Source organism: Kluyvera genomosp. 2 (genome assembly GCF_036759865.1).
Classification (GTDB): Bacteria; Pseudomonadota; Gammaproteobacteria; order Enterobacterales; family Enterobacteriaceae; genus Kluyvera; species Kluyvera ascorbata_B.
In genome coordinates this window covers 150033-173491 of sequence record NZ_JAPKIA010000011.1, presented here as the reverse complement: position 1 = coordinate 173491, position 23459 = coordinate 150033, and the positions used below count along the sequence as shown (strand labels likewise).

Below are 23459 nucleotides of genomic sequence, written 5' to 3'. Positions count from 1 at the left end.
TCTACTCCTTCAGTTTGCGTCGGGCAATAACCACGTTTTTGCTGGTGTCGTCCGGCACGCGCGCGAAGACGAGAGCGGGAAGCGCAATAATGATGGCCATACAAAGATAGGTGTACATAAAGACGTGATGCGTCGCCGCGCTGCCGATGGCGATGTGCTGCTGGCCAAACATTCCCAGCAGGAGCCCGGCGAGGGTTACGCCGATACTCATCGACAGCTGCATTATCATCGACAGCAGGCTGTTGCCGCTGCTGGCATGGTCGTCCGGCAGGTCTTTCAGCGTCAGGGTATTCATTGACGAGAAACGGCTGGAGTTCACCATTCCCTGAATAAACAGCACGACCGGTAGGGCGTAGTACCAGCCTGCCAGCGCGGTAAACATAAACAGCAGGCTGATTAGCGACAGCCCGAGGGTGGCAACAACCAGCACGTGGCGATAGCCGAAGTGGTTAACCACCTGCACGACGATACGTTTCATCCCCATGCTGCCTAGCACCATTGGGATCATCATCAAGCCGGCGTGGAACGGGGTGAAGCCGAGGCCAATTTGCAGAAATACCGGCGTCATAAACGGCAGCATGCCGCTGCCGATACGGCCGACGAAGCTGCCCGCCAGCCCTAAAGAGAAGGTGGGGGTATGAAACAGCTTGAGGCTAAACAGCGCGCTGTCGTTGCCCCGTGCGTGCCACAGATAGATCAGGATGGATGCCAGACCAACGCCGACCAGCGCGGCCATCATCCACGGTGAAATGCCCAGCCCCTTTTGGCCGTCGAGCGCGAGGGTTAAGGTGGCCATGCCCAGCGCCAGCACGATAAAACCGGACAGATCGAAGCGCCGCGTCTGCACGGTGTAGTTGGGCATCAGCATCAGAGTTGCGATACAGCCGACGATGCCGACTGGGATGTTGATCAGGAAAATCCAGTGCCATGAGGCATACTCGACCAGTATCCCGCCCAGCGCTGGCCCCAGCAGCGGGCCAATCTGTCCGGGAAGGGTGACGAAGGTCATTGCCGCCATGTACTGCTCGCGCGGGACGATTTTCATCACCGTTAGCCTGCCGACGGGGACCATCATTGCCCCGCCGATCCCCTGCAGCACGCGAGCCATCACCAGCTCGTTGAGCGTCCCGGCGAGCGAACAGAACAGTGACCCCAGGGTAAAGAGGATGATGGCGGTGAAGAAAATATTGCGCACGCCAACCCGGTCAGCCAACCAGCCGCTGGCTGGCAGCATAACGGCGACGGTCAGCACGTAGGCAACCACCACCATGTGCATGTGCAGCGGGCTCTCCCCCAGGCTCAGGGCCATTGAGGGGAGGGCGGTGTTCACGATGGTGGTGTCCAGCGATTGCATAAAAAAGCCAAACGCCACGATCCACAGTTGCCAGCGTACGTTAGCCGGGAGCTCAGTCATGGTTATTCCGTTGCCGATTGTCGGGGTTGACGTGAAAAACGCAGACGCAGACGATCGAAGAACAGATATACCACCGGCGTGGTATAGAGCGTTAACAGCTGGCTCATCGCCAGCCCACCGACGATCGTAATCCCCAGCGGCTGGCGCAGTTCTGAACCATCGCCCCCCGAGAGCACCAGCGGCAGTGCGCCAAACAGCGCCGCCAGCGTGGTCATCATAATCGGGCGGAAACGCAGCAGGCAGGCCTGGAATATCGCCTGCTCCGGCGGCAGATTGCCGTTTCGCTGCGCCTCAAGGGCGAAGTCGACCATCATGATGGCGTTTTTCTTCACAATGCCAATTAATAGCATGATCCCGATTAAGGCAATTAGGCTGAACGGGGCATTGAACAGCTCCAGCGCCAGCAGCGCCCCGACGCCAGCCGAGGGCAGGGTAGAGAGAATGGTCAGCGGGTGGACGTAGCTTTCGTACAGAATACCCAGCACGATATAGACCGTGGCAATGGCGGCGATAATCAGGATCACCTGCGAGTTCATCGTATCCTGGAACACCTGCGCCGTCCCGGCAAACGAACCGCGAACCGTTGAGGGGACGCCAAGCTGCGTCATGGTACGGTTAATCGCATCGCTGGCTTCTGACAGCGATTTCCCGGTCGGCAGGTTGAAGGAAACGGTTGAGGCTGCTGACAGCCCCTGGTGGTTAACCGACAGCGGGGCGTTTGCCGGCTGCCATTTAGCAAAGTAGGACAGCGGGATCGCTTTGCCTTCGCCGTTGATGACAAACATTTTATCCAGCGCGCTGACGTCCTGGGTATAGACCGGGTCGACCTCCATCACCACTTTGTACTGGTTCAACGGCTGATAGATAGTGGATATCTGTCGCTGACCGAAGGCGTTGTTCAGCAGGCTGTTGGCGGCTTCCACGCTGATGCCCAGCCGCGACATCGTTTCCCGATCGTAGACCAGGTCCATTTCCGCGCCGTTGTCCTGCTGATCCGAGTTGACGTCCGCCAGTTCCGGCAGCGCGGCCAGCGCTTTGCGGATCTTAGGCTCCCATTCGCGCAGGGCGCTAAGATCGTCCGACAGCAGCGTGTACTGGTAGCTGGCGTTGGCCTGACGGCCGCCGACGCGGATATCCTGTACCGCCATTAAGAACAGGTTCGCGCCCGGCTCTTTGGCGAGCTTTTTACGCAGCCGATCGATAATCTGCTGCGCCGATGCCTGACGTACGTCGCGCGGTTTGAGGGTGATAAACATCATGCCGCTGTTCACGCGCGAGCCGCCGGTAAAGCCGGTGACGTTATCTACCGCCGGATCCTCACGGATAATTTTCATAAAATCCTGAAGCTTACCGCGCATCGCCTGGAAAGAGATGCTCTGGTCGGCCTGAATGCCGCCCATCAGTACGCCGGTATCCTGCTCCGGGAAAAAGGTTTTGGGGATTGAGATGTACAGCCAGACGTTCAGCGCGATGGTGGCAAGGAACACGACGCCCACCAGCCGGGCGTGCGCCAGCACCCAGTGCAGCGATTTGGCATAGCCGCGCTGCATGGCAATCAGCAGGCGGCCGATGCCTTTGTTACGGTTAGGGGTATGCGCTCGGCTGGATTTCAGCATCCAGCCGCACATCATCGGCGTGAGGGTCAGCGAGACGGCGAGCGAAATCCCGATCGCGACCGACAGCGTCACGGCAAACTCACGCAGCAGCCTGCCGGGCAGGCCGCCCATCAGCAGCAGCGGCAGGAACACCGCCACCAGCGACACGCTCATCGACAGCACGGTAAAGCCGACTTCACGGCTACCCTGCAGCGCTGCCTGTAGCGGTTTCATGCCCGCTTCCAGGTGGCGGGAAATGTTCTCCAGCACCACGATGGCATCATCCACCACAAAGCCGGTGGCGATGGTCAGCGCCATCAGGGACAGGTTGTTGAGGCTAAAGCCGCAAAGGTACATGGCGGCGAAGGTGCCGATAAGCGACACCGGTACCGCGACCGCCGGAATCAGCGTCGCGCGGCCGGATCGCAGGAACAGGAACACCACCAGAATCACCAGCGCCACCGAAATCACCAGCGTCTGTTCCACTTCTTCGAGTGAGGCGCGAATGGTCGGGGAACGGTCCTGAGCGATTTGCAGGTCAATGGCCGCCGGAATGGTCTGCTGAAGTTCCGGCAGCTCGGCGCGGATCCGGTCAACGGTGTCGATAATATTGGCTTCCGGCAGCTTGCGGATCATCAGCAGAATGGCCGGTTTGGCGTTGGTCATCCCGGCGTTGCGCACATCCTGTACCGAGTCGCTGACCGTTGCCACGTCGCCCAGACGCACCGCTGCGCCGTTGTTATAGTGCACAATCAGCGGCTGATATTCGGCCGCTTTTTTCAGCTCATCGTTGGTTTGCACCTGCCAACGCTGGGTACTGTCGTCAATGGCCCCCTGCGGCTTGCGCACGTTAGCGTTGCTGATGGCGGTGCGTACCGCATCCAGCGACACGCCCTGGTTAAACAGCGCCTGCGGATTGAGGTCGACGCGAACGGCGGGCAACGAGCTACCGCCAACGTCTACATCGCCGACGCCGTCAATCTGCGCGATGCTTTGCGCCAATTGGGTGGAAGCGAAATCGTACAGTTCGCCCTGCGAGTAGGTGTCCGAGGTCAGCGTCAGGATCATAATCGGCGAATCTGACGGATTGGCCTTGCGGTAGGTCGGACGGCTCGGCATGCCGCTCGGCAGCAGGTTTTGCGCGGCGTTGATCGCCGCCTGCACGTCACGCGCAGCGCCGTTGATGTCGCGGTCGAAATTAAATTCCAGAATGATTCGCGTGCTGCCCAGCGAACTGCTGGAGGTCATTTCGTTCACGCCCGCAATACGCCCCAACGACCGCTCCAGCGGCGTGGCGACGGACGAGGCCATGGTTTCCGGCGAGGCCCCCGGCAGCGAGGCGCTGACCATTATCACCGGGAAATCGACTTGCGGCAGCGGCGCGACCGGCAGTAGACGAAAGCCCAGCACGCCGCACAGCGTGATGGCGACGGAAATCAAAATCGTCGCTACCGGGCGGTAAATGAAGAGCGCAAAAAATTTCACTTACGCTTCCTCTTCACGGTGCGGGAATCGGCTTTTCAGGTACAGCGACAGACGATCGAACAGCAGGTAGATAACCGGCGTGGTGAACAGCGTCAGCACCTGGCTAACCAGCAGCCCGCCGACCATACCGATCCCCAACGGGCGACGCAGTTCGGCGCCGACGCCGGTACTCAGCATCAGCGGCAGTGCGCCGAGCAGGGCGGCCAGCGTGGTCATCAGAATCGGGCGAAAACGCAGCAGGCAGGCCTGATAGATAGCTTCTCGCGGCGCCATCCCTTGTTCGCGTTCGGCTGCGAGCGCAAAGTCGATCATCATGATTGCGTTTTTCTTCACGATGCCGATCAACAGAATTATCCCGATGATGGCGATCACGTCCAGCTCGTTGCCCGCAATCATCAGTGCCAGCAGGGCGCCGACGCCCGCCGTCGGCAGGGTCGAGAGAATGGTGATCGGGTGAATAAAGCTTTCATACAGTACGCCCAGCACGATGTACATCGCGACGACCGCCGCAACCACCAGCCAGACGGTGCTGCTGAGCGCCGACTGGAAGGCGAGGGTGCTGCCCTGGAACTCGGTGCGGATATCGGCCGGGAAATTCAGCGTTTTCTCCGAGTCCATGATTGCCTGCACCGCGTCACCCAGCGAATAGTTATCCGGCACGTTGAACGAGATGGTGGTCACCGGGAACTGATCGAGATGATTGATCGACAGCGGCGCAAAGCGCTGCTCAACCTTAGCAATGGCGGTTAGCGGTACGATGCCGCCGTCGCTGCTGGTCAGGCGCACGTTATCCAGCGCCGCCAGCCCCGGCGTTGCGCGGGTGTCATGCTCCAGCACCACGCGGTACTGGTTGGCCTGGGTGTAAATGGTTGAAATCAGCCGCTGGCCAAAGGCGTTGTACAACGCGTTGTCGACGTCGGCCATTGAAATACCGAGACGGCTGGCGCTGTCGCGGTCAACGTTAACGTAGGCGACCAGCCCTTTGTCCTGCCAGTCGCTGCTGACGTCGGAAAGCTGCGGCAGCGTCTGCAGCTCGGCCATCAGCTGCGGAACCCACTCGCTCAGCGCGTCCAGCGAATTGGCCTGCAGCGTAAACTGGTACTGGGTGCGGCTGACGGTGGTGTCGATGGTTAAATCCTGCGTCGGCTGTAAATACAGCTCAACCCCGGGAATGCGGTCAACCGATTGCTGCAGGCGGCCGATGACCGTCTGAACGCGGTCATCGCGTTCGCTGAGCGGTTTGAGGTTAATTTGCAGACGTGCGCTGTTTAGCGCCGGGTTGGTGCCGTCGACGCCCACAAAGGAGGTCAGACTTTCTACCGCCGGGTCTTTCAAAATGGCGTCAGCCACCGTTTGCTGACGTTGCGCCATACTGGCGAATGAAACCGACTGCGGCGCTTGTAGGGTCCCCTGGATAATGCCGTTATCCTGAATCGGAAAAAAGCCTTTGGGAATCGTTATCCACAGGATAACCGACAGCGCCAGCGTGCCCAGCGCTACGCTCAGCGTCAGCCATGGATGGTTGAGTACGCGCGCCAGCAGATGGCCGTAGACGGCAATCACCCGGTCAAAGAATCGCTCGCTGGCGCGTGAGAACCGATTCTGTTTGCGCAGTGATTCGTGGCTCAGCATCCTTGCGCACATCATCGGCGTCAGGGTTAACGACACCACCGCGGATATCAGTATCGCCACCGCGAGAGTGACGGCAAATTCACGGAACAGACGACCGACAATATCGCCCATAAACAGCAGCGGGATCAGCACTGCGATCAGGGAGAAGGTCAGTGAGATGATGGTAAAGCCAATCTCGCCCGCGCCTTTCAGCGCCGCGGCCATCGGTTTCTCGCCCTTTTCGATATAGCGTGAGATGTTCTCGATAACCACAATCGCATCATCGACCACGAAGCCGGTGGCGATAGTCAGCGCCATTAACGTCAGGTTGTTGATAGAGAAGTCGAGAAACACCATGACCGCAAACGTGCCGACCAGCGACAGCGGTACGGCGACCCCGGGAATGATCGTCGCCGGGACGTTACGCAGGAACAGATAAATAATCATGACCACCAGCGCAATCGCCAGCATCAGTTCGAACTGCGTGTCGGACACTGAAGCGCGAATGTTGGTGGTGCGGTCAGAGAGCACCTCAACGTTGACTGATTTCGGCAAACTTTCGGTCAGCTGCGGCAGCATCTGACGAATGCTGTCCGCGGTCGAGATGATATTCGCGCCCGGCTGACGTTGCACGTTCATCACGATGGCCTGTTTTTTATTGGCCCACGCGCCAAGCCAGGTATTCTCTGCACCTTGCTCAATGGTCGCTACGTCGCCAAGGCGAATTGGCGCGCCGTTTTTATAGGCGACGATCAGCTGACGGTATTCCTGCGCGGACTGCATCTGATCGTTTGCCGAAAGCGTTACCGCGCGCGCCGGGCCGTCGAGGCTGCCTTTTGCGGAGTTGACGTTGGCGCTGGTGATGGCGGTGCGAATATCTTCGCTGGTCAGCCCCAGTGCGGCAATGGCCTGAGCGTTGAGCTTCACGCGCACCGCCGGACGTTGGCCGCCCGCCAGCGTGACCAGCCCGACGCCGGAGACCTGGGAGATTTTCTGCGCTACGCGGGTTTCCACCATATCTTCCACTTCCGTCATCGGCGTGGCGGACGAGGTGACGGCGAGGGTCATTATCGGCGGATCCGCCGGGTTGACCTTGCTGTAAACCGGTGGATTAGGCAGATCGCTCGGCAACAGGTTGGTGGCGGCGTTAATCGCCGCCTGCACTTCCTGCTCGGCGACGTCCAGCGGGAGCGTCAGCTGGAACTGAAGGGTGACGACCGATGCGCCGCCGGAGCTCTGCGACGACATCTGCTTGAGGCCGGACATCTGGCCAAACTGACGCTCAAGCGGCGCGGTAATCGCCGACGTCACCACATCCGGGCTGGCGCCCGGATACAGGGTGACGACCTGAATGGTCGGATAGTCCACTTCCGGCAGCGCGGAAACGGGCAGGAAACGGTAGCCGATGATCCCGGCCAGCAGGATCGCCACCATCAGCAGGGTGGTGGCGACCGGGCGCATAATAAACAGGCGGGATGGGCCGCCAGTATTGCTCGGCGGTAATACTTGCATCAGCCACGCGCTCCTTTATGGCCCGCAGAGCGGCCCTCGGCGGCGGCCGGTTTCTCCGCATTGGCGGTAGCGGCATCGTGGGCGGTAACGACTTCCACTTTCGCACCTTCGGTTAAGCGGTCAATACCGTCGGTCACCACGCGATCGCCCGCGGAGAGCCCGGCGTCGATGACCACTTTCTGGCTATCCTGAATCCCCGGCGTCACGGTGTGTTTGCTGACCTTGTTGTCGCTGTTCAGCACCCAGACAAAGTGGCCATCGTTGCCCATTTGCAGCGCAGCGGCAGGGATCACCACCGCATTTTGCTGGGTATCGACCAGCATACGGGCGTTAACAAACTGGTTCGGGAACAGGGCATCGTCCTGGTTGTTAAAACGCGCTTTCAGCTTGATGGTGCCGGTGGTGGCGTCAATCTGGTTGTCGAGGCTCAGCAGCGTGCCGTCGCTGAGTTTGCGTTTGTTGGTGCGATCCCACGCTTCCACCGCCAGCGTTTGCCCGGCTTTTTGTGCCGCCACGACGGTTGCGATATCATTTTCCGGCAGGGTGAAGACCAGATCGATAGGGTGCGTTTGCGTCAGCACCACGATGCCGGTGGTGTCGCCGCTGGAGATCTGGTTGCCGATATCGACCTGTTTCAGACCTACGCGGCCGTCGATCGGTGCGGTGATACGGCTCCAGTCAAGCTGCAGCTGCGCGCTGGCGACGGCGGCTTCGTCGGCCTTAATCGTACCTTCGGTTTCGCTGACCAGCGACTGCTGGGTATCCAGCTCCTGGCGCGAAACCAGGTTGGTTTTTGCCAGCTGCTGATAGCGGGCCAGATCGCGGCGCGCGTTGGCCAGCGTTGCTTTGTCTTTAGCCAACTGACCCTGCGCCTGAGCGAGCGCGACTTTAAACTGACTAGGATCGATTTCTGCCAGCAGATCGCCGGCTTTGACCTGCTGGCCTTCCTGGAAGTGAATGGCTTTGAGCTGCCCGTCGACGCGGCTACGCACGGTCACGGTGTTGGCGGCCGTAATGGTACCCAGCCCGCTGAGGTAGCGCGGAACGGCTTCGCTGGTGGCGGTTGCGGCCTGTACCGGCGCGAGTGCGCCGCCAAAACGCCCGCCGTGACGTCCGCCGCCGGCCGGGGCGGCCCCTGCCGGTTTCGCTGCGCCTGAAGTGTCGGAATTGCTGCTGAAATGCCAGATGCCTATCGCCCCAGCGGCCACTACCAGCACGGCCAGCGCTACTCGCCAGCGAATCTTATGACTGCCTTTCATTGTTATACGTGTCTCGTCCTGAATCATTCCACGAAATGATACTAGTTTAGTAACGGAACGCTCAGAAAAAATGGAGGAAATATGAAAGACGGAAGGAATCGTCTGAATCGCGTCAGCTTTACGAGCCGCCTCGCAATCCCCAACGATGAAAAACCGCGCCGCCGCCGCACGTGCTACCGTCGGCGGCGTTTAGCAGGGCGCTAAAACAGGAAAGCCCCTCCTGAAGAAGGGGCCTTTTATAAGGAAAGGGTTATGATGAAACACCTCATCATACTGGTGATACTCTTAGTGATTAGCTTGCCAGCATACTAAGACACCAGGGGGAGGAGAAATCCTCCCTTACCCTCATTCCTTTACCATAGGTCGAAAAAACAGCGAAGTCAACGGCGAACCATCAGGCGAATACCACCTGCGCCCAGCGCGCCAGACCGGCGGTTACCGAGCCAAAATCGTCGCCGCCGGCAATCGGAATACCGGGCAGCTGTTGGGCCAGCGCTTTCTTAATCAGCGGCGAGCGGGCGCTGCCGCCGGTTAAGTAGATGACGTCCGGTTTTTCGCTGCTGTTTTCCAGCGCCAGCTGTACCTGCTCAAGAATGCGGGTCAGCGGCTGGTTCAGCGCCGTTTCAAGACCGTCCTGGCTGATGGCGGTCGCCAGTTCATCGCTGATAAACGGCAGTGAGGTTGCGATGTGTTCGCTTTCGGACAATGCAATTTTGCTCTCTTCCGCGCTACGCACCAGACGGTAGCTTAACCGCTGCTGCCACACTTTATAGAGCAGCGCGACTTTATCGGCGTCGCGGGCGTCACGCGCCAGATCGCGCAGCAGGCGGCCGTTGGCGGCGCTGTAGAAGTCGGTTTGCGCCGGCACGTCGTTAATCGCGACCGCGTTCCACCACGGCAGGATCGGCAGGGCGATGCCTTTTTCCGTTTCGCCGCCCATGCCGAGCAGCGGCATCAGGCTTTTGAACGCCAGCGCGATATCCAGATCGTTACCGCCAACGCGGCAGCCGCTGTGGCCGAGCAGGCTCTGCTCGCGGTCGTGACGGGCGCGCCACTGCGGCCCCATCAGCAGCACCGAGCAGTCGGTTGTCCCGCCGCCGATATCCACCACCAGCACCCGTTTTTCCTCGCTGAGGCTGGCTTCAAAATCCAGCCCGGCAGCTACCGGCTCATACTGGAAAACCACGTCGCGGAAACCGGCGCGTTTCGCCGCACGCTGCAGAATACCTACCGCCTGCGCGTTGGCTTCATCGCCGCCCAGCCCCTGGAAGTTAATCGGGCGGCCAATCACCGCCTGCTCGATGGTATCCTGCAGCTGCGACTGCGCCTGCTGGCGAATATGCAGCATCATCGAACACACTAAATCTTCGAAAACGGCAACCTGCTGCGGCTTCAGGCCGCTGGCGCCGAGGAAGGATTTCGGTGACTTCACGAAGTACACCTCTTCCGGGTCATCGATATACTGTTTGAGCGATGCCAGGCCAAACTGCACGCTGTTGCTCAGGACGTCGATATCTTCATCGCGGTTGTAGTTCATCGCGCGGCGCAGCAGGGCCTGGGTTTCATCGCCCGTGGCCGGTACCTGATGATGGCGATACAGCCATTCGCTGACCGCTTCGCGGGTCGGCGCTGACAGCATCGACGGCAGCAGGGTGCTGCCGTTCTCCATCATCAGCATGCGCGGCGCGCCGTCCTGCATCACGGCGATAGAGCAGTTCGCCGTCCCGTAGTCAAAACCAATAAACACGTCAATCATCCCCATGCCAGTGAAGAAAGGGGGGCGACTTTAGCGGAATGTGGGGCTGGCGGCAACTGGAATATGAAAGCAAGGTTTTCGCGTTGATTAGCGGCTATGCTGTCACGCTACGCCCGTTGTCTTAAGATAAGGAGACTCGATGTTTGAACTGCCCTGGCGAGCGCCGTACGACTGGCGATGGATGTTTGGTTTTTTACAGGCGCGTGCCGTTGCGGGAATCGAGCATTTTCATGCGCACAGCTATACCCGCAGCTGGCGCTGCGGGCCACATTGTGGGCTTATCACCATGACGCCGGACGACGTGCAGCAACGGCTTCGGGTGACGCTGTCCGCCGGGCTGCTGCCGGTGGCGGACGAGGCCTTAGCAGGCGTCACGAGGCTGCTGGATTTGCACTGCGATCCGCAGCAGGTGCAGCGCGCGCTGGGGGCGCTGGCGGCAGGGAGGCCGGGGCTGCGCTTGCCCGGCGCATTTGATGCCTTCGAGCAGGGCGTGAGGGCGATTCTTGGCCAACTGGTGAGCGTGAAAATGGCCGCGCGGCTGGCGGCAAAAGTGGTGGCGCTGTACGGCGAACCGCTGGCGCAGACGGACGGCTTTGCTTTATTTCCTACACCGGAGCGGCTGGTGGCGGGTGACCCACTGGCGCTGAAGGCGCTGGGAATGCCGCTCAAGCGCGCTGAAGCGCTAATCCATTTTGCCCGCGCGGCGGCCAGCGGCGAACTGCCGCTGACCCTGCCGGATGATGTCGAGCAGGCGCTTCGTGCGCTCCAGCAGTACCCGGGAATCGGCCGCTGGACTGCAAACTACTTTGCGCTGCGCGGTTGGCAGGCGCAGGATATTTTCCTGCCGGACGATTATCTGATTAAACAACGCTTTCCCGGTATGACGCCCGCGCAGATTCGCCGCTACGCCGAGCGCTGGCAGCCGTGGCGCTCCTACGCGTTATTGCATATCTGGTATGCAGACGGCTGGTCGCCGACCTGACGCGGCGGGCTGTACACCGTCACGATGCCGCGGCCGTTATGCTTCGAGGCATAGCAGGCGGAATCGGCCTGCACAAGCACGTCGGCCAACTGAGCGTTGTGCTCATGGATCAACGTCAGTCCGGCACTGGCGCCGATGCGGTGCCGACGGCCGGCCCAGGTAAACTCGTAATGTTTGATGGCTTCAACAATGCGCTCGGTTGCATTCAGCGCCTGCTCGGTAGAGCAGTGGCGCAAAATAAAGCCGAACTCATCGCCGCCGAGGCGTGCCAGAATATCGCTCGGCCGCAGCTGTGAGCGCATCAGCCCGGCGATTTCATGCAGCAGGGCATCACCGGCGGCGTGGCCAGCGCTGTCGTTGACCGCCTTGAAGAAGTCGAGATCCAGCATGATCAACGCGTGCGATTGGTGGCCGCCCGGTAGCGCCGTCAGCAGCGCTTTAAGCTGGCTTTCGAAGCTTGAACGGTTGGGCAGGCCGGTCAGCGCATCGTGACTGGCGTTATAGCTCAGCTGACGCAGCAGGCGGCGTGACTCGGTTACGTCCTGGATAACCAGCACAAAACCAATATGCTCGCCTTCCTGGGTGCTGAGCGGCGTCATGCTGTGGTGAATATCGAAGCTGCCTCCGTAGCGGTTATGCAGCACTTTATTCAGTTCGATATCGCTATCGAGGTTTTCGTCGCTGTACAGATTTTCCAGCGACGGCCCCTTATCGCCAAAGGTAATATTCAGCACCTCGCGCAGCGATTTTCCCTGGGCTTCCGCCTGCGACCAGCCGCTGATTTTCTCGGCGACCGGGTTCATAAAGGTGATGTTCTGCTGGCTGTCGGTACTGATCACTGCTTCACGAATGGAATCCAGCGTAATGTGCAGTCGCTCTTTTTCCTGGAACAGCGCTTCGTTGGTGTGGGTAATCTCTGCCATCAGGCGCTTGTTGGCCTCGCGGCTTTTTTTCAAGTCGTTGATGTCTTCAATCTGCTGGATAAAGTACAGCGGCGTACCGTCGTTGTTGCGTACCAGCGAGACCGCCAGCAGCGCCCAGACCGCTTCACCCTGACGCGTGCGGTAGCGTTTTTCCAGCGAATAGCTCTCAATTTCACCGCGCACCAGACGGTCTAACTGTACCAGGTCCTGCGGTAAATCTTCCGGCCAGGTGACCTGCTGGAAGGTCATGTGATGCAGCTCGTTCGGGGTGTAACCCAGAAAGACGCCCAGCGCTTTATTCACCTGTAGCCACTGACCATAGGCGTCGACCACCGCCATACCGACCGCCGAGTATTCCATCGCGTTGCGAAAACGGGTTTCGCTTTCCGTAATACGGCGTCGCTCGCTGTACACCGCGTACATGGCGATACTCATCACGCCGGTAGGCAGCAGCACCATCAGGAACGGCAGCCCCAGCATATTGCTTAACCGGTAGCTGTTAAGGGTGTTTACGATGATCTCCTGCACCAGCGGGTGCTGCGCAGAGAGCGTCAATACCGTCATAATGGTCAGCAGAAAAATCAGGAAGGCTTCAATGCGCGGTAGCCGCACTGCGCTCCACATCATCAGCACCATAATGAAGGTGAACGGCCAGGGCATGTACAGCATGGCAATCACGCTTAGTGCCAGCGTGAGGATGGCGGTCAGTAGGGTTGATGCCAGCAGCGTGCGGTTGCGATAGCGCTGGAAATAATCCGGGCGGATCAGTAGCCCCAGCGGCACCAGCGCCAGCGCACCGGCGGCGTCCGACAGCATCCACACTACCAGGGTCTGGAAAGCGTTGTCGCCGGGCGTCCAACTGGCGACCAGGATGCCGCCCAGGAACGGGGGAATCAGCGCCGCGGCAATCGCCATTTGCGTCCAGTCGGCTAAATTTTTCAGCGGATTATCATCCACCAGCCAGCGGCGCAGCAGTAGCGCACCCACCAGCGCCTCCATCAGATTTGCCAGCGGATAAAACAGCCCGACCTGTGCAGGGCCATCAACGGCGGTAGCGGCGATGATCCCCAGTACGCCAGCGATGCCAATACAGGGCCACAGCGTGCTGTTAAAACGGTAGAACGCCGCCGTCATGATGGCCGTTGGGAACCAGACCGGCGAGAGCTCGTTGGGTACGCGCATTAACGACAGTGAAAACAGGGTGAATAAAAACGTCACGACAGTCAGACCAAACAGTATCTGCAACGTGCGTTGCCGCGAGGCGGGGAGGAGAGGGATAAAGCTGGTTTCTTTCTTCATTACCACTGTTTTCCGGAGGCAACCGCTCTCCGGCCATGCCGAGATGAGTGCCGATTATGCAACAACTTTAGCGCTATTTATCAGATCTGTGACACTAATTGACAATAATCGTCAATTAGTTACATCCGTAATATTAATTTCATCAATGTCTTGCGCAGCAGAAACCGACGCGCGGACGTTTCATCTTTTGTCATCACCGATCGATGCATTCGACTGGTATCGTTGCGACGAAATCCCTATAATTGCCGCGTTTGGCGCTGATACACGTGTCTATTCAGATCGTTTCCTCTTGAATAATATTGTCTATTCGTGCCGTCCTTCCTATCATCCAGGTTAATCGGGTCGCAAAATTTATGACTGATAAGTCTCATCAGTGCGTCATTGTAGGCATTGCCGGCGCATCGGCTTCAGGTAAAAGTCTTATTGCTAGTACGCTGTATCGCGAACTGCGCGAGCAGGTGGGCGATGAGCACATTGGTGTCATTCCTGAAGACAGCTATTACAAAGACCAAAGTCATCTGTCCATGGAAGAGCGGGTTAAAACCAACTACGACCACCCGAACGCGATGGACCACAGTCTGCTGTTTCAGCATCTGCAAACGCTGAAACGCGGTAACCCTATTGAACTGCCGGTTTACAGCTACGTTGACCACACCCGCACGCAGGAAACGATCCACATCGAACCGAAAAAAGTGATCATCCTTGAGGGGATCCTGCTGCTGACCGACGCGCGTCTGCGCGAAGAGATGAACTTCTCCATTTTCGTTGATACGCCGCTGGATATCTGCCTGATGCGCCGCATCAAGCGCGATGTTAACGAGCGTGGTCGCTCGATGGACTCGGTGATGGCGCAATATCAGAAAACGGTACGCCCGATGTTCCTGCAGTTTATCGAACCGTCGAAGCAGTATGCCGATATCATCGTTCCGCGCGGCGGCAAAAACCGTATTGCTATCGACATTCTGAAAGCGAAAATTAGCCAGTTTTTTGAATAACTCACACGAATTGTGTAACGTGCAATAAGAGCCCTTAACCGTGATGGAAGAGGGCAGTCGTACAAAAGGAGAGTGATATGCGTCTGTGTGACCGAGATATAGAAGCCTGGCTGGATGAAGGCCGACTGGCGATTAACCCGCGTCCGCCGATTGAGCGTATCAATGGTGCCACCGTTGACGTGCGGTTAGGCAACAAGTTTCGCACCTTCAGCGGCCATACCGCCGCCTATATTGATTTAAGCGGGCCGAAGGCGGAAGTTAGCGCGGCGCTGGATCGCGTAATGAGCGAAGAGATTGTGCTGGCCGAAGGCGATGCCTTCTACCTGCATCCGGGTGAACTGGCGCTGGCGGTCACGCTGGAGTCGGTGACGCTGCCGGCGGATCTGGTGGGCTGGCTTGACGGCCGTTCCTCGCTGGCGCGTCTGGGGCTGATGGTGCACGTCACCGCGCACCGCATCGATCCCGGCTGGTCGGGCTGCATCGTGCTTGAATTCTACAACTCCGGCAAGCTGCCGCTGGCGCTGCGTCCGGGAATGCTGATTGGCGCGCTGAGCTTCGAACCGCTGTCGGGTCCGGCGGATCGCCCGTATAACCGTCGTGAAGACGCTAAATATCGCGATCAGCAGGGTGCGGTTGCCAGTCGTATTGATAAAGACTGAACCAGCGCAACGCGGGTGAGGGTGCCATGAGAAGAATATTAACGACGCTGATGATTCTGCTGGTGGTACTGGTTGCCGGCCTGTCATCGCTGGTGCTGCTGGTCAATCCTAACGACTTCCGCAGCTATATGGTGAAGCAGGTGGCCGAGCGCAGCGGATACCAGCTGCAGCTTGAGGGCGGCCTGCGCTGGCACGTCTGGCCGCGGCTGAGCATTCTGGCCGGCCGGATGGCCCTTACCGCGCCCGGCGCCAGCGCGCCGCTGGTGCGCGCTGATAACATGCGTCTTGACGTGGCGCTGCTGCCGTTGCTTTCACATCAGCTGCAGGTGAAGCAGGTGATGTTGAAAGGTGCGGTGGTGCAGCTAACGCCGCAAACCGAAGCTATTCGCGACCAAAACGCACCGGTGGCACCGCAAGGCACCACGCTGCCGCAGGAGCCGGGCGAGCGCGGCTGGTCGTTTGATGTTGCCGGGCTGCAGGTTGTTGATAGCGTGCTGGTGTTCCAGCATGAGGATGACGAGCAGATCACCGTGCGCGATATCCGCCTGCAAATGGAGCAAGATGCCCATCACCAGGCGAGCGTCGATTTCTCCGGTCGCATTAATCGCGACCAGCGTGATTTATCCCTTAATTTCTCCGCTCAGGTTCAGGCCGGCAACTATCCGCAAAGTCTTGAGGCCCAACTGTCGCAAATCAGCTGGCAGCTGCAGGGCGCCGATCTCCCGTCGCAGGGTATCAGCGGCAGCGGCAGCGTTAATGCCAGCTGGCAGGAAGCCAGCAAGATGCTGAGCTTCAGCGCGCTGAATATGACGGCCAACGACAGCTCGCTGGCAGGCGAGGGCAGCGTGGTGCTCGGCGACGCGCCGGTTTGGTCGCTGAAACTGCAGTCTGACAAGCTTAATCTCGATAATCTGCTGGTGCGGGCCGATATCTTCAGCGGCAGTGGCGGCGGCGCGCAGCAGGCGCAGTCGGCGCCGAAGCTGCCGCGTCCGGTGATTGCCAACGGCGTCAATGTACCGCCTTACAGCGGTTTAACCGGGTTCAGCGGTACGCTGTCCATGGTGGCCAAACAGGTTATCTGGCGCGGTCTGCCGTTCAGCGATGTGGCTATCCAGGCGGATAACCAGCGCGGTCTGCTGCGTGTTTCCCAGCTTGAAGGTTCGCTGGCCGGCGGGCAGATTTCGCTGCCGGGCACGCTGGACGCCCGCGACGGTACGCCGCAGGCGACGTTCCAGCCGAAGCTCGATAATATTGAAATCGGCAGCCTGTTAAAGGCCTTTAATTACGCCATTAACATGACCGGTAAAATGTCGCTGGCAGGGGACTTCTCCGGTTCGGTGATTGATGCCAACCACTTCCGCCGCGACTGGCAGGGGCAGGCGAACCTTGAGATGAAAAATACCCGCACCGAGGGGCTGAACTTCCAGCAGCTGGTGCAGCAGGCCGTTGAGCGCAGCACCGACGTGCGCGCGCAGGAGAACGATGACAACGCTACGCGTCTGGATGAAATGAGCACCGACATCGATCTCGATAACGGCGTGCTGACGCTCAATAACCTGCAGGGCAAATCGTCGCTGATTCAGTTAACCGGTAAAGGGACGCTCAATCTGGTGAAAGAAGAAGGTGACATGCAGTTTGGTATTCAGGTTGTTGACGGCTGGCAGGGTCAGGGCCGACTCATCGATATTCTGAAATCGACGGCCATCCCACTGCGCGTTTACGGTAAGTGGGAGGCGCTAAATTACAGCCTGCAGGTTGATCAAATTCTGCGTCGCCAGCTGCAAAACGAAGCGAAACGCCGCTTAAATGATTGGGCGGAGCGTAATAAAAATACGCAGTCCGGTAAGGACGTCAAACAGCTGTTAAATCAGCCTTAACCCGCTGCCGTTAACCCGGCGTCGCAGCGTTCAACCGCGCGACGCCGGAAACGCACTTTACTCTTCGTAATCCCACTCTTCCTGCGGCTGCGGGATAATCTGGACTTTTTGCACCCTGTGGCTCTCAACCTGTAAGGTTTTCAGCGTCCACCGGCCAATCTGTACCTCTTCGCCGGCTTTAGGAATGCGCTGCAGATGCTCCATGAGCAGCCCGGCAATGGTGTGATACTCGCGCTTTTCATCCAGCGGCAACGGCACATACTGCACCAGGTCTTCCAGCGGCATGTGGCCGTTGGCCGTCCAGCTGCCGTCGGCATTTTTCTGAATATCGTGGCGGGCGTCAATCTCCTCCGCCTCGTTAGGCAGATTGCCAGCAATGGTTTCCGTCACGTCGCTTAAGGTGACCACCCCTTCAACGGAACCGAACTCATCCACCACAAAGGCGAAGTGGGTCCGCGCGTTGCGGAACTGCTCCAGCGCCGACAGCAGCGGCAGCGCTTCCGGGAAGACCAGCGGCTGGCGGATTAATACGCGCAGATCCAGCGGTTCGCCGCGCAGCGACTGCTGCAGCAGATCGATAACGTGCACCACGCCGAGCAGGTCTTCTTCATCTTCGCCGCCGGTGACCACCAGACGCGTATGCTGGTTTTTTTCCAGCAGGGCGCGAATGTCGCTTTCCGGGGCGCTAAGGTCGATATGCTCAATATCATGGCGTGAGGTCATAATACTGCTGACGGTGCGCTGATTGAGATTGAGCACGCGCTCAATCATCCGTCGTTCCTGCGGGTCAAAGACCTGCTGGTCATCCTGATCGACCAGCAGCGATGCGGTGCCAGCATCCAGTTCAGCATCCTCTTTTTTGCCGCTTAATAAACGCAGCACCGCATCGGTGGTGCGGCTACGCAGCGACTGATTGGCGCTCAGGAAGCGGCGTCGGTTGAAGATTGCCAACTGGTTGAGAAACTCGATCATCACCGAGAAACCAATCGCAGCGTACAGGTAGCCTTTCGGAATGATGACGCCGAAGCCTTCCGCGACCAGGCTAAAGCCGATCATCAGGAGGAAGCTCAGGCACAAAATAACGATAGTGGGGTGGCTGTTCACAAAGCGGGTCAGCGCCTTGCTGGCCAGCAGCATCAGGCTGATGGCGATAATGACCGCAGCCATCATGACCGCCAGATGGTCAACCATCCCGACGGCGGTGATCACCGAATCGAGCGAGAAGACCGCATCCAGCACCACAATTTGCAAAACGACCGGCCAGAAACGTGCTCCGCGCCGCTGCGTTGGACTATCGCTGTCTTTGCCTTCCAGACGCTCGTTGAGCTCCACCGTAGCCTTAAACAGCAGGAAGAAGCCGCCGACCAGCATAATCAGATCGCGAGCGCTGAAGGTGAAGTCGCGGAGGCTAAACAGCGGCTTGGTGAGGGTGACCAGCCACGAAATAGAGGCCAGAAGCAGAAGGCGCATGACCATCGCCAGCATCAGCCCGGTGACGCGCGCCCGGTCGCGCTGGGCAGGCGGCAGTTTTTCCGCCAGGATGGCGATAAACACCAGATTATCAATTCCGAGAACCAGCTCAATGACGACCAGCGTCACGAGTCCCGCCCAAATAGAGGGATCGGCAATCCATTCCATACGTTGGCTAAAACCTTATGTTACAAGACGATTTGATCATGGATAAAGCCGCGGCAAAATGCAACGTCTGCCGGTGATTTATCACGATAAACCTTATGGATATGACGAAAATAATCGGCTGAATTGAATTAAAATAAATAACGAAAAAGATAAATAGCCTATATTGTCAATATAAAGAAAATCCTAAAACTTCAACGTTATTAGGTCTTAATATTATTCTTAAAAATATTTTTTAAGCAGCGGTAACCTTGCCTGCTATTCACTTAGCTGCAACAATTCTTTCGACGCTGAATGGAATAACCATTTACGTACGGTATAAAATAGTCATGCGGATGAGATAATTCCTGTAATTATATATCCAGGAATATTTCCTGTTCATTTCGCAATGACCGTGTTTTCTATAACAATATGAATTTTATGTGAATTGGTAGCTGGAAGCCAAGGGCGGTAGCGTGCCTGAAGGCGTGACGCAAAGCCTGAATTATTCTGTCAATAGCCTGCGGATGAATCCCTGTCTTTTTAGGATATATGCCAATTATATTTCATGGGGAATATCGGCGTCGTGGATTTAAAGGTAATCAAAGAGTACGGATTAATTTAATTCGCACAGGATAATTTTCTGCCAAAGTGATAAATAATCAATGATGAAATCCAAACTAAAATTGATGCCATTATTGGTGTCGGTAACCTTGATGAGTGGCTGCACCATCCTTCCCGGCAGCAATATGTCTACCTACGGAAAAGATGTGATTAAGCAGCAGGATGCTGATTATGACATTGGCCGGATGGTGAATGTTTATCCGCTGACCCCGCGCCTGATTGAACAATTACGCCCGCGTCCCAACGTCGCGCAGCCGAACATGTCGCTGGATCAGGAGTTAAGCAATTACCAGTACCGCGTAGGCTCCGGCGACGTGCTGAACGTCACCGTCTGGGATCACCCCGAGCTGACGACGCCGGCGGGGCAGTATCGTAGTTCCAGCGACACCGGCAACTGGGTACAGCCGGATGGCACTATTTTCTATCCCTACATTGGCAAGGTGCAGGTTAAAGGCCGCACGCTAGCGGAAATTCGTCAGACCATCACCCAACGTCTCGCCGCCTACATTACCGATCCTCAGGTGGATGTGAACGTTGCCGCCTTCCGCTCGCAAAAGGTGTATGTCTCCGGGCAGGTGAACAAGTCCGGACAGCAGGCGATCACCAACGTACCGCTGACCGTACTGGATGCGCTTAACGCCGCGGGCGGACTGAGCGAGCTGGCGGACTGGCGCAACGTGGTGTTGACGCATGACGGCAAAGAGCAGCGCATCTCGGTACAGGCGCTGATGCAAAACGGCGATCTGAGCCAGAACCGGCTGCTTTACCCGGGCGATATTCTGTTCGTCCCGCGCAACGATGATCTGAAAGTCTTCGTGATGGGCGAAGTGAAAAAACAGAGCACGCTCAAAATGGACTTCAGCGGCATGACGCTCACCGAAGCGCTTGGCCAGGCCGAGGGGATCGACCTGACCACCTCCGACGCCAGCGGCATCTTCGTGATTCGTCCAACCAAAGCGGGTAACGGCGGCAAAATGGCCAATATTTATCAGCTTGATATGTCCGATGCGACCTCGCTGGTGATGGCGACCAACTTTGTGCTGCAGCCTTACGACGTGGTTTACGTCACGACCGCACCGGTTGCCCGCTGGAACCGTCTGATCAACCAACTGTTGCCGACCATCAGTGGCGTTCGCTACATGACCGACACGGCGAAAGACATTCATACCTGGTAACCATCATGTTTAACAAAATTCTTGTGGTGTGCGTGGGGAACATCTGCCGTTCCCCGACGGCGGAACGCTTGTTGCGCCGTCATCTGCCGACGATGACCATCGAGTCGGCGGGGCTGGGGGCGCTGGTGGGCAAAGCGGCGGATGAGCGTGCCGCCAGCGTTGCGGCCGGACATGCGGTTTCACTTGAGGGGCACCGTGCGCGGCAGCTCTCCGGGCGCATGTGTCGGGATTACGATCTGATTCTGGCGATGGAGAAACGTCACGTTGCCACCCTGCATGAAATGGCGCCCGAGATGCGCGGCAAAGTGATGCTGTTTGGGCATTGGGATAACGAACGCGAAATTCCCGATCCGTATCGCAAAAGCCTGGAGGCGTTTGAAGCGGTGTACCAGTTACTCGACAGGTCTGCCAGCCAGTGGGCGCAGGCACTGAAAGCTCAGCAGGGATAACCATGACAGATAAAGTAAAACAGATAAGTCCGCCGGCTTCGGGCGGTGATGAAATTGATATTGGCCGCCTGGTGGGCACCGTTGTTGAGGGAAAGTGGTGGGTTATTGGCGTTACCGCGGCGTTTGCCGTGGCGGCGATTATCTACACCCTGTTCGCGACGCCGATTTACAGCGCCGATGCGCTGGTGCGTATTGAACAAAATCAGGGCAGCGCGCTGGTGCAGGATATCAGCAACGCGCTGACCAGCAAACCCCCGGCCTCTGAGGCGGAAATCCAGATGATTACCTCCCGCCTGGTGCTGGGCAAAACCGTTGACGATCTGGATCTGGACATCGCGGTCAGCAAGAACACCTTGCCTGTCATCGGGGCCGGGTGGGAGCGGTTGATGGGACGCCAGAATGAGACGGTGAAAGTCACGACCTTCAATCGTCCGGTCGCGATGGCCGACAGCACGTTTACGCTGGAAGTCCTGAGCCCCACCGCCTACCGCTTGAGCAATGATGACGGCTTTAGCGCAGAGGGCAAAGTGGGGGAAGCGTTAAATAAAGATGGCGTATCGCTGGTAGTCGCCGGGATTACCGCCCGTGAGGGCGCGCGTTTTACCGTCACTAAGTACTCCACGCTGGGGATGATTAACACGCTGCAAAACAGCCTGAGCGTGACGGAAGATGGCAAAGATTCCGGCGTGTTGACGCTGACGATGGTGGGGGAGGATAAGGATCGGATCCGCGACATCCTCAACACCATCGCCCATAACTATGTCGCGCAAAACGTGGCACGTAAATCGGAAGAAGCGGCCAAAAGTCTCGAGTTCCTTGAAGTCCAGCTGCCGCAGGTGCGCAGTCAGCTGGATGTCGCGGAGAACAAGCTCAACGCCTACCGTCAGCAGAAAGACTCCGTTGACCTGCCGCTGGAGGCGAAGTCGGTGCTGGACTCGATGGTTAACATCGATGCCCAACTGAACGAACTGACCTTCCGCGAAGCGGAAATCTCCAAGCTTTATACCCGTATTCACCCGGCCTACCGTACTTTGCTGGAAAAGCGCCGTGCGCTGGAAGAAGAAAAGGCGAAGCTGAGCAAACGGGTGACGGCAATGCCGAAAACCCAGCAGGAAATCGTACGCCTGACCCGCGACGTCGAGTCTGGTCAACAGGTTTATATGCAGCTGCTGAATAAACAGCAGGAGTTGAAAATTACCCGCGCCAGCACCGTCGGCGATGTGCGCATCGTCGATCCGGCGATCGCTCAGCCGGGGGTTGTGAAGCCGAAGAAAGCGCTGATCGTTCTGGGCAGTATTATTCTCGGCCTGATGTTGTCGATTGTCGGCGTACTGCTGCGCTCGTTGTTTAACCGAGGGATTGAAAGCCCGCAGGCGCTGGAAGAGCGCGGTATCAACGTCTATGCGAGCATCCCGCTGTCGGAATGGCAGAAATCGCGCGATAGCGTCAAAAGCGTGAACGGCGTGAAGCGCTACAAACAAAGCCAACTGCTGGCGGTGGGCAACCCGACCGATCTGGCGATTGAGGCCATCCGCAGCCTGCGTACCAGCCTGCATTTCGCCATGATGCAGGCGTCTAACAACGTGCTGATGATGACCGGGGTCAGCCCGTCTATCGGTAAAACCTTCGTCTGCGCCAACCTGGCGGCGGTCATTAGCCAGACCCATAAACGGGTACTGATGATCGACTGCGATATGCGTAAAGGGTACGCCCACGAGCTGCTTGGCACCGCTAATGATAACGGCCTTTCAGAGGTGCTGGTGGGCAAAACGGCGATTGAGCACTGCGTGAAGAAAACCGCGGTCACAAATCTTGACCTCGTGCCGCGTGGACAGATCCCGCCGAATCCGTCTGAACTGCTGATGGCCGAGCGTTTTAGCGAACTGCTGAAATGGGCGAGTGCGAACTACGACCTGGTGCTGATTGATACCCCACCGATTCTTGCCGTAACCGATGCCGCTATCGTGGGCCGCCATGCGGGCACCACGCTGATGGTGACGCGCTACGCGGTAAACACGCTGAAAGAGGTGGAGACCAGCCTGAGCCGCTTTGAGCAAAACGGCATTGTCGTCAAAGGGGTGATTCTTAACTCGATCTTCCGCCGTGCCACCGGTTATCAGGATTACGGCTACTACGAGTATGAGTATCAGTCGGATTCGAAATAGTCTTTTCCCTCTCATCCCGACCCTTACCCCTGTGGAGGGAGGGCCAGGGTGAGGGGAATAACCGC

Annotated in this window: 15 protein-coding genes; 8 read left to right on the top strand and 7 right to left on the bottom strand. The window is 58.1% G+C overall.

From position 1 onward, the window contains the following. Position 1: 1 nt before the first annotated feature. From V6942_RS13965 to V6942_RS13950, 4 genes are read right to left on the bottom strand one after another with little or no spacing between them, the layout of a single operon-like run. On the bottom strand, positions 2-1414 hold the full coding sequence (locus V6942_RS13965; protein WP_106929493.1) for an MFS transporter: 1413 nt from the start codon (positions 1412-1414) through the stop codon (positions 2-4). A gap of 2 nt (positions 1415-1416) precedes the next feature. Beyond that, complete coding sequence (gene mdtC, locus V6942_RS13960; protein ID WP_182967521.1) at positions 1417-4494, bottom strand: multidrug efflux RND transporter permease subunit MdtC; 3078 nt, start codon at positions 4492-4494, stop codon at positions 1417-1419. Next, positions 4495-7617, bottom strand: coding sequence for an MdtB/MuxB family multidrug efflux RND transporter permease subunit (locus V6942_RS13955; protein ID WP_106929497.1), 3123 nt, complete (start codon positions 7615-7617; stop codon positions 4495-4497). Then, positions 7617-8876 carry an MdtA/MuxA family multidrug efflux RND transporter periplasmic adaptor subunit gene (locus tag V6942_RS13950; RefSeq protein WP_106929499.1) on the bottom strand — a complete coding sequence of 420 codons (1260 nt, stop codon included), beginning with the start codon at positions 8874-8876 and terminating at the stop codon, positions 7617-7619. Before V6942_RS13950 ends, V6942_RS13955 begins: the two co-directional genes overlap by 1 nt. A 252-nt stretch (positions 8877-9128) precedes the next feature. Here V6942_RS13950 and V6942_RS13945 point away from each other — a divergent pair, with 252 nt between their 5' ends. Beyond that, positions 9129-9188, top strand: a complete 60-nt coding sequence (locus V6942_RS13945; protein WP_182930611.1) for a type I toxin-antitoxin system Ibs family toxin — start codon at positions 9129-9131, stop codon at positions 9186-9188. 82 nt (positions 9189-9270) lie between these two features. Here V6942_RS13945 and yegD read toward each other — a convergent pair whose 3' ends face one another. After that, complete coding sequence (yegD, locus tag V6942_RS13940) at positions 9271-10623, bottom strand: molecular chaperone (RefSeq protein ID WP_182930612.1); 1353 nt, start codon at positions 10621-10623, stop codon at positions 9271-9273. A gap of 148 nt (positions 10624-10771) precedes the next feature. Between yegD and alkA the strand changes: the two genes are divergently transcribed. Continuing rightward, positions 10772-11614 carry a DNA-3-methyladenine glycosylase 2 gene (gene alkA, locus V6942_RS13935; protein WP_333501377.1) on the top strand — a complete coding sequence of 281 codons (843 nt, stop codon included), beginning with the start codon at positions 10772-10774 and terminating at the stop codon, positions 11612-11614. Here the strand turns inward: alkA and V6942_RS13930 are convergent. Continuing rightward, positions 11566-13836 carry a PAS domain S-box protein gene (locus V6942_RS13930; RefSeq protein ID WP_182967523.1) on the bottom strand — a complete coding sequence of 757 codons (2271 nt, stop codon included), beginning with the start codon at positions 13834-13836 and terminating at the stop codon, positions 11566-11568. The genes alkA and V6942_RS13930 overlap by 49 nt on opposite strands. A gap of 353 nt (positions 13837-14189) precedes the next feature. Here V6942_RS13930 and udk point away from each other — a divergent pair, with 353 nt between their 5' ends. From udk to asmA, 3 genes are all read left to right on the top strand, one after another. Next, positions 14190-14831: a uridine kinase gene (gene udk, locus V6942_RS13925; protein WP_106929504.1), complete on the top strand. Its 642-nt coding sequence runs from the start codon at positions 14190-14192 to the stop codon at positions 14829-14831. Positions 14832-14908: 77 nt separating this feature from the next. Beyond that, positions 14909-15490: a dCTP deaminase gene (gene dcd / locus V6942_RS13920; protein ID WP_106929505.1), complete on the top strand. Its 582-nt coding sequence runs from the start codon at positions 14909-14911 to the stop codon at positions 15488-15490. A 26-nt stretch (positions 15491-15516) separates the two neighbouring features. Continuing rightward, complete coding sequence (gene asmA / locus V6942_RS13915) at positions 15517-17367, top strand: outer membrane assembly protein AsmA (RefSeq protein ID WP_106929507.1); 1851 nt, start codon at positions 15517-15519, stop codon at positions 17365-17367. A gap of 57 nt (positions 17368-17424) precedes the next feature. Here the strand turns inward: asmA and V6942_RS13910 are convergent, their stop codons facing one another. After that, positions 17425-19005, bottom strand: coding sequence for a TerC family protein (locus tag V6942_RS13910; RefSeq protein ID WP_333501376.1), 1581 nt, complete (start codon positions 19003-19005; stop codon positions 17425-17427). Positions 19006-19646: 641 nt separating this feature from the next. On the opposite strand from V6942_RS13910, the gene V6942_RS13905 reads away from it, so the two are divergent. Genes V6942_RS13905 through wzc form a run of 3 tightly spaced genes read left to right on the top strand, consistent with a single transcriptional unit; the run spans position 19647 to position 23394 of the window. After that, a complete protein-coding gene (locus V6942_RS13905) occupies positions 19647-20780 on the top strand; it encodes a polysaccharide export protein (RefSeq protein ID WP_106929511.1) in 1134 nt (377 codons plus the stop codon). Between the two features lie 5 nt (positions 20781-20785). Continuing rightward, positions 20786-21229: a low molecular weight protein-tyrosine-phosphatase Wzb gene (gene wzb / locus V6942_RS13900; RefSeq protein ID WP_106929513.1), complete on the top strand. Its 444-nt coding sequence runs from the start codon at positions 20786-20788 to the stop codon at positions 21227-21229. Positions 21230-21231: 2 nt separating this feature from the next. Further along, entirely contained in the window at positions 21232-23394 is a 2163-nt protein-coding gene (gene wzc / locus V6942_RS13895) for a tyrosine-protein kinase Wzc (protein ID WP_182930339.1), read from the top strand. Positions 23395-23459 lie beyond the last annotated feature (65 nt).